Origin of the sequence: Streptomyces sp. SID3343 (assembly GCF_009865215.1) — a bacterium.
In the GTDB taxonomy this organism is placed as follows: domain Bacteria; phylum Actinomycetota; class Actinomycetes; order Streptomycetales; family Streptomycetaceae; genus Embleya.
In genome coordinates this window covers 1-6,443 of record NZ_WWJX01000823.1, presented here as the reverse complement: position 1 = coordinate 6,443, position 6,443 = coordinate 1, and the positions used below count along the sequence as shown (strand labels likewise).

The following is a 6,443-nucleotide window of genomic DNA, read 5'->3' as shown; positions in this document are numbered from 1 at the left end:
CCGGAGTCGCGTCGTCGCCCTTCGCGACGCGCACGGCCGGCGTGGCGACCGGCGTCTCGTCGTTCGCGGAGGCCACCTCGGCCGCCTCCGCCGCCACGATCGCGGCGAGCGCCGGCACCTCGGCGGTCTCCGGCTCGGCCGCGTCCGCTGCGTCGTTCTCGTTCTCGTTCTCGTCCTCGGCCGGGTCACCGGCTTCGGCAACCCCGGCCCGGGGCCTGTCCGCAGGCCGACCCGCAGCACCCCCGGCGGCCGGCGCGGCCTGCGCAGCGCGGGAGCCGTTCGCCTCGACCTTCGCCGGCGCGACCTCTTCCGCGTCGCCGCCGCCGTCACCCCCCGCGTCGTCGGCCGTACCCGCGCCGACGTCCGAACCCCCGCCATCCGCAGCCGACTTGTCCCGCTCAGCCTTCGGGACCCCGGCGACGTCCGGGCCACTCTGGCCGAGTACGCCGGCTCGAACCTCCGCCGTCCGAGCCGTGACCAGAGCCGAGACCTCAGCCGGCAGCCAATTCGCCGCCGCCTCCGCCTCCGCGTCCTCGCCCTTCGCCGCGAATCGCTCGACCAGTTCGGCCGCGCTCGGCCGGGCCGTCGGACGCTTCTTGAGGCAGTCGACCACGATCTCCCGCAGCCAATCCGGAAGTTCGGCCAGCTTCGGGGCCTGGCGGACGACACTCTGGGCGATCTCCGCGACCGAACCCGCACCGAACGGCGCCACCCCGGCCGCATGGCACAGGACGCCACCGAGCGCGAAAACGTCGGTCGCGGGGCCTATGCTCCCGCCCGTCACCTGCTCCGGAGCGGGCAGGCCGGGCACATCGGCGACTCCGGTACGGGTCATCCCCGCCGAACCGAGCGCGCGCGCGAGCGAGTAGTCCGCGATCCGCGGCCCGTCCGCGCCGAGCAGTACGTTGGCCGGCTTGAGGTCACGATGCGTCAGACCCGCTTCGTGGACGGCCGCGAGGCCCTCGGCCAACCCCGCGCCGAGGGCGCGGAGCGTAGCCTCGGGAAACGCGCCGTGTGCCTCGACGGCCTCCTCCAGGGAGGGACCCGCGACGTGCTCGGTGACCAACCACGGCGGCGTACCGTCGGCGTCGGCGTCCAGCACGTGCGCCACGTGGGTACCGCCGACTTCGCGCGCGGTCGTCGCGTCCTGGCGAAAACGCTCCATGAACGTGGTGTCCGACGCCAGATCGGGTCGGACGAGTTTGACCGTGACGTGGTCACCACCCGGGGCGCGTCCCAGGAACACCGTGCCGAGACCGGCCTGCCCCAGTCGGGCCGACAACCGGTATCGGCCGACAACTCCGGGATCGCCCGGCTTCAGCGGATCCATGACGGCCGCCCCCTTGTCTGTGCTGCGTGCTGTGCCGAAGCAGGGAGCGGCGCCAGGTTCTGGAACGACCCGGTCTGCCTCGTCTCCCCGCGGACTCCGCCGCAGCCTACCCTTCGCGGCCGGCGCGGACCGAGGACCCGGACAGCCCTGTCAACCAGTCGTTACAGTCTCGGCACCGATGCCGAATCACCATGACATGTCCGGATCACCGCCTTTGACCATGCTCCGAGAGCGGCACTAGCTTCGCGGCAACAGCACCCCGCACGGCGAGGGAGTCGACCCGATGGCGATCGTTCTGGGTCCTAATCGATACGGCAAGGCAGAGGTACGGCTCGTCCGCGTGACCCGCCACACTCCGACCGAGCACGAACTGTGCGACCTCAACGTGTCCGTGTCGCTCTCGGGCGACCTCGACCGCACCCATCTGGCCGGCGACAACGCCGCGGTGATCCCCACCGACACGATGCGCGCCGTGGTGTACGCGTTCGCTCAGGACCGACCGCTGCCCGCCGTCGAGGAGTTCGGTCTGCGGCTGGCCCGACACTTCGTCGACGCGTACCCGTCCATCGACACCGCGCGCGTGCGCCTGCTCGAATACCCGTGGGTGCGGATCCCGGCGGCGAACGGCCCGCACCCGCACGCCTGGACGCGCGCGTCGGGAGCGCGATACGCGGGCGTCGTGCACGGCGCGGCGGGCACCGAGGTGTGTTCGGGGCTGGAGGACGTCACCGTCCTCAAGTCCACGGGGTCCGAGTTCCACGGCTTCATGACGGACCGTTACACGACTCTGCGGCCCACCGAGGATCGTGTCCTGGCCACGAGCGTGCAGGCCCGATGGCGGCACGTGGGTGTCGCCGCCGATTGGGACGCGTCGTTCCTCGCCGCACGCGACGTGATGCTGCGCACGTTCGCCGAGACGCACAGCCTCGCGTTGCAGCAAACCCTGTACGCGATGGGCGAAGCGGTCCTGGCCGACCGGGCGGAGTTGGCCGAGGTACGGCTCGTCCTGCCCAACCGTCACCACGTCCTCGTGGACCTGAGTCCGTTCGGCCAGGACAACGCCGGTGAGGTCTATCACGCCGCCGACCGGCCGTACGGGCTGATCGAAGGCGCCGTCCTACGCGACGACATCGGACCGGCCCTCGCCGAACTGCCGTGGTGACCGGGGCGCTTGGGAGCCGGACCGGAGCCGGACCGGTTCCGCTCCGACTCCGGTCCGACTCCGCTCCGGAGCCGCCCCGGAGCCGACCGGGGGACGGTCCGGCTTCGACCCGAGCCCGCGCCCGGACATGCCGCGAGGGCGGCGCCCCCCGGCGTCCGCCCTCGCGTCCCCACCCAGGGATCCCCTGGGCTCGGGAACCGGGGGAGTCCATTGCGCATCCCCCGCGGTTCCCACCATCCCCCCCGGGATGGAAGTTCGTGCCGGCGTCCGGCTCAGCCGAGGTTCTCGATGCCGGCCGTGCCCTTCTCCTTGTCGAGCACCCGGATCGAGGTGACCTTGATCGAGGTGTCGCTCCGGGCCCACTCCTTGGCGGCGGCGGCAAGCCCCTGACCCTTGTCCATCCGGGCGGTCTCGGCCTCGAGGTGGTCGGTGAGTGAAACCTCGGCGGGCAGCGTCGTGTTGATCGCGACGTCGTAGCCCGTGTACGTCTTCACGACCCGGACCTGCGCGATCAGCTTGCCGTAGGTCGTGGTCTTGAGGTTCGCGAGCATGCTCGCGGCGTACGTCGCCGCCGCGGGCTTGTTCGGATCCTTGTCGCCGCCGTTGGCGATGCCGGCCGTGGCCTTGTCCCGGTCGAGCACCTGGATCGAGCCGATCGCCAGGGTCGACGAGTCCTGCGTCCACTGCATCGCCTCGACGGCGAGTTTGTCGCCCTTGTCCATCCGGGCGCTCTCGCCCTCCAGGTCGGTGGTGAGCGGGACCTCGGTGGGGAGTTGCGTGTCGACCGAGACGTCGTACTTGTCGTACGTCTTCGCGATCCGGACCCCGGTCACCAGCGCCCCGTGCGGGGTGGTCCGCAGGTGCGCCAGCAGATCCTGGGCGACCTTGTCGGTGCTGCCGCCGTCCTTCTTGGGGTTGTCCGCCTTGGGGGAGCCCGCCTTCGGCGTGCCGCTCCCGGGTGCGTCGGTCTTGGGAGAGTCGCTCGGCGACGACGCGGTGCCCGTGCCCGCCGCGTCGGTGATCCGCGGCGTCTCGGTGCCGGCGACCGATGCCTGTCCTTCGTCCTTCCTGGCGTCGCACGCGGTCAGCGAGCCCATCAGCGCGAGGCCGGCGACGACGCCGGCGGCGGTGGCGAAGCCACGACGGCGGCCCCGCGGGGCGACGTGCGGAGCGGACTGCCGCTGAACGGCCTGGCGCGGAGCGAGCGGGGGCATGAGGTGGATCCCTTCGCAGAGGTTTCGGGGACCGGGGAGATCTCGAAACCGGTCTTTTGTCGAGACGAACCAGAACGGCGAGTGCTGCCGAGGTCAATAAGAGCAACTCCTGTGAACCATGTCAACAGGATATCCGCTTACTCATCCGGCTCTCCTGGTGTGGTTAACTCCGAAGGTTCACACCACCACGTCGATGAGGAGGAGACGGTGTCCACCAGCCCTCAGGTCACCGCTGCCGAGATCGCCCGCATCGCGGGCGTCGGGCGTGCCGCGGTCAGCAACTGGCGCCGCCGCTTCGACGACTTCCCGCAGCCCGTGGGAGGGAGCGACGCGAGCCCCACGTTCGCCCTCGGGCACGTCGAGAGCTGGCTGCGGGCCCAGGGCAAGATCGCCGAGGTCGCTCCCGAGGAACACCTGTGGCGGCTCGTGGTGGCGACGGGCGACGTCGGCGAGCGGCTCGCCGACGTCGGAGAGCACCTGCTCGACGGCGCATCCGCACCGGACGGAGCACACGCGGCGCTCCTGGGGGCCGCGAGCGAACTGGCCGCCACGCGCGGCGCCGCGACCGTGTTCGCCGACCTCTACACCCGCTTCGCGGAATCCGCCGCGAGCCCCGGCAGCGCGACCCCCGCCGCGGCCGTCGCGCTGATCGCCGAACTCGCCGGCGTCGACCGGGCCCCCGGCGGCAGCGTGCTCAACCCCGCCACCACGCACGGCGACCTCCTGCTGGGCTTCGCCCGCACCGCCGACACGTTGCGCGGGCAGGCGGAGGCGCCCGCGATCGCGCGCCTGGTCCGGGTCCGGCTCGCGTTCGCCGCCGCCCCGGGAGCCGACATCGCGATCGCCGGCGGCGACGCGCTGCGCGCCGACGCGTGGCCGGGCGAACAGTTCGACACCGTGGTCGGCAACCCGCCGTTCAACGACCGCAACTGGGGCCACGACGAACTCGCCTACGACCCGCGCTGGGAATACGGCCTCCCACCGCGCACCGAATCCGAACTCGCGTGGGTCCAGCACGCCCTCGGCCACACCCGAGTCGGCGGCCGGGTGCTCCTGCTCATGCCGCCCGCCGTCGCCGCGCGCGGCTCGGGCCGGCGGATCCGAGCCGAACTGCTGCGCCGGGGCGCGCTGCGCGCCGTCGTGGGACTGCCCGCCGGCGCCGCGCCACCCTTCGGGGTCGCTCTGCACGTGTGGATCCTCGAACGCCCCTCCGGCGCCGTGATGCCCTCACACGTGCTGTTCGCCGAGATCGACGACATCGCCGCGCCGCAGACCGCGGTACAGGCGTGGCGCGACTTCCTCGCCGCCCCGGCGGATCTCGCCGAGATCCCGGGCCGGCGCCGCGCCGTACCGCTGATCGAACTACTCGACGACAACGTCGACCTGACCCCGTCGCACAACCTGCCCCAACCGACCGACGTGAACGTCGCCGAGCGCGTCGACGAGACCCGCGAGCGCCTCCTCGGCGCCCTCGCCCGCCTACCGCATCTGGTCCCCGAGGTACGCGCCGCCGACACCGTGCCCGCGACCTGGCGCTCCGTCGCGCTCGCCGACCTCGCCCGCACCGGCGCGGTCGTGCTCCACCGCAGCGCCTCGCGCTCGACCCGCACCGACCCCGAGACCCCCGTCGGCCCGACCGTGGCCATGCTCACCATCGCCGACCTCGCGGCGGTCGCCCCGCCCACCGGACGGCTGGCCGCGAGCGAGGCCGACGAGGCGCAGCACCCGCGCATCCGGGCCGGCGACGTGATCGTGCCGACCCTGCTCGGCAGCGCCGAGGGCGGGTGGGCCGGCGCCGTCCGGGTCGCGGGCCACGCCGAGCGCGACGCCGTACTCGGCCCCAACCTGCATCTGCTCCGCCCCGACCCCGGGACCCTCGACCCGTGGTTCCTGGCCGGGTTCCTGACCGATCCCGCGCACGCCCGGCAGGCGACCTACGGGTCGAGCATCGTGCGGGTGGACGTGCGACGCATCGAGATCCCACTGCTACCGCTGGAGCGCCAGCGCGCCTACGGCGAGACCTTCCGCGCGTTGCGGGCGTTCGTCACCGACCTGCGCGCGGCCGCGATCCTCGGCGAGGACCTCGGCCGAGGCATCCTGGAGGGCCTCACCGCGGGCCTCCTGCAACCGCCTGCGCACTGACCGCGGGGCGCGCCCCCTCGCCGACCGGTCAGCGGCGGTCGGGGGCGCCCAAGGCCCGCAGCACCGCCCTGGAGCGGTGTTCGGCCGCCGCCGAGCGGTAGGCGCTCAGCGGAGCCAGCAGGCCCGACAGGACCGGCCACGGGGTGGACGTGTAGCGACGTACGAGCGCCTCGGCGGCGTCGCGATGCACGTCGCCCATCGAGTACAGCTCCTCCCCGGGTTCGATCCGCTGCCGCTTCCCCGTCCCCGGCGACGGCCCCGGCCACCGCGGATACACCACGACCAGCGACTCCTCGTCGACCTCCGCCGAGGCCAGCGTCGACAACGTCGGCACGTCGGGCAACAACGGCGAGGCGAGATCGCACAACCCCCACAGCAGGGCCTCCGGATCCGGCGCGCCGTCGAGCTCGGACAGCGCGAACGTCCCGTCGGGGCGGGTCAACACCACCGACAGCAGGTCCACCAGCACGTCCCGCCGGCGATACGCGGCGCTGCGCAGGCCCTCCTCCCGCAGCCGCACCTGGGCGTCCAGCAGCTCGACCCCCACCCGGCGCGGCGGCTCGGCACCGGCCCGGGCGACGCCGAGCACGTCCGC

The 6,443-nt window shown here is 73.1% G+C and carries 5 protein-coding genes; 2 read left to right on the top strand and 3 right to left on the bottom strand.

Annotated elements, in window-relative coordinates:
• Positions 1-1,330 (bottom strand): serine/threonine-protein kinase (locus GT354_RS25830; RefSeq protein WP_161358774.1); only part of this gene is annotated, 1,330 nt, incomplete at its 3' end.
• A gap of 283 nt (positions 1,331-1,613) precedes the next feature.
• Here GT354_RS25830 and pucL point away from each other — a divergent pair.
• Positions 1,614-2,492: a factor-independent urate hydroxylase gene (gene pucL, locus GT354_RS25825; protein ID WP_161358773.1), complete on the top strand. Its 879-nt coding sequence runs from the start codon at positions 1,614-1,616 to the stop codon at positions 2,490-2,492.
• Between the two features lie 272 nt (positions 2,493-2,764).
• Here the strand turns inward: pucL and GT354_RS25820 are convergent, their stop codons facing one another.
• A complete protein-coding gene (locus GT354_RS25820; protein ID WP_161358772.1) occupies positions 2,765-3,706 on the bottom strand; it encodes a hypothetical protein in 942 nt (313 codons plus the stop codon).
• A gap of 207 nt (positions 3,707-3,913) precedes the next feature.
• Between GT354_RS25820 and GT354_RS25815 the strand changes: the two genes are divergently transcribed.
• Complete coding sequence (locus GT354_RS25815) at positions 3,914-5,848, top strand: N-6 DNA methylase (protein ID WP_161358771.1); 1,935 nt, start codon at positions 3,914-3,916, stop codon at positions 5,846-5,848.
• A 28-nt stretch (positions 5,849-5,876) separates the two neighbouring features.
• On the opposite strand, the gene GT354_RS25810 is transcribed toward GT354_RS25815, so the two are convergent.
• Positions 5,877-6,443 (bottom strand): hypothetical protein (locus GT354_RS25810; protein WP_161358770.1); only part of this gene is annotated, 567 nt, incomplete at its 5' end.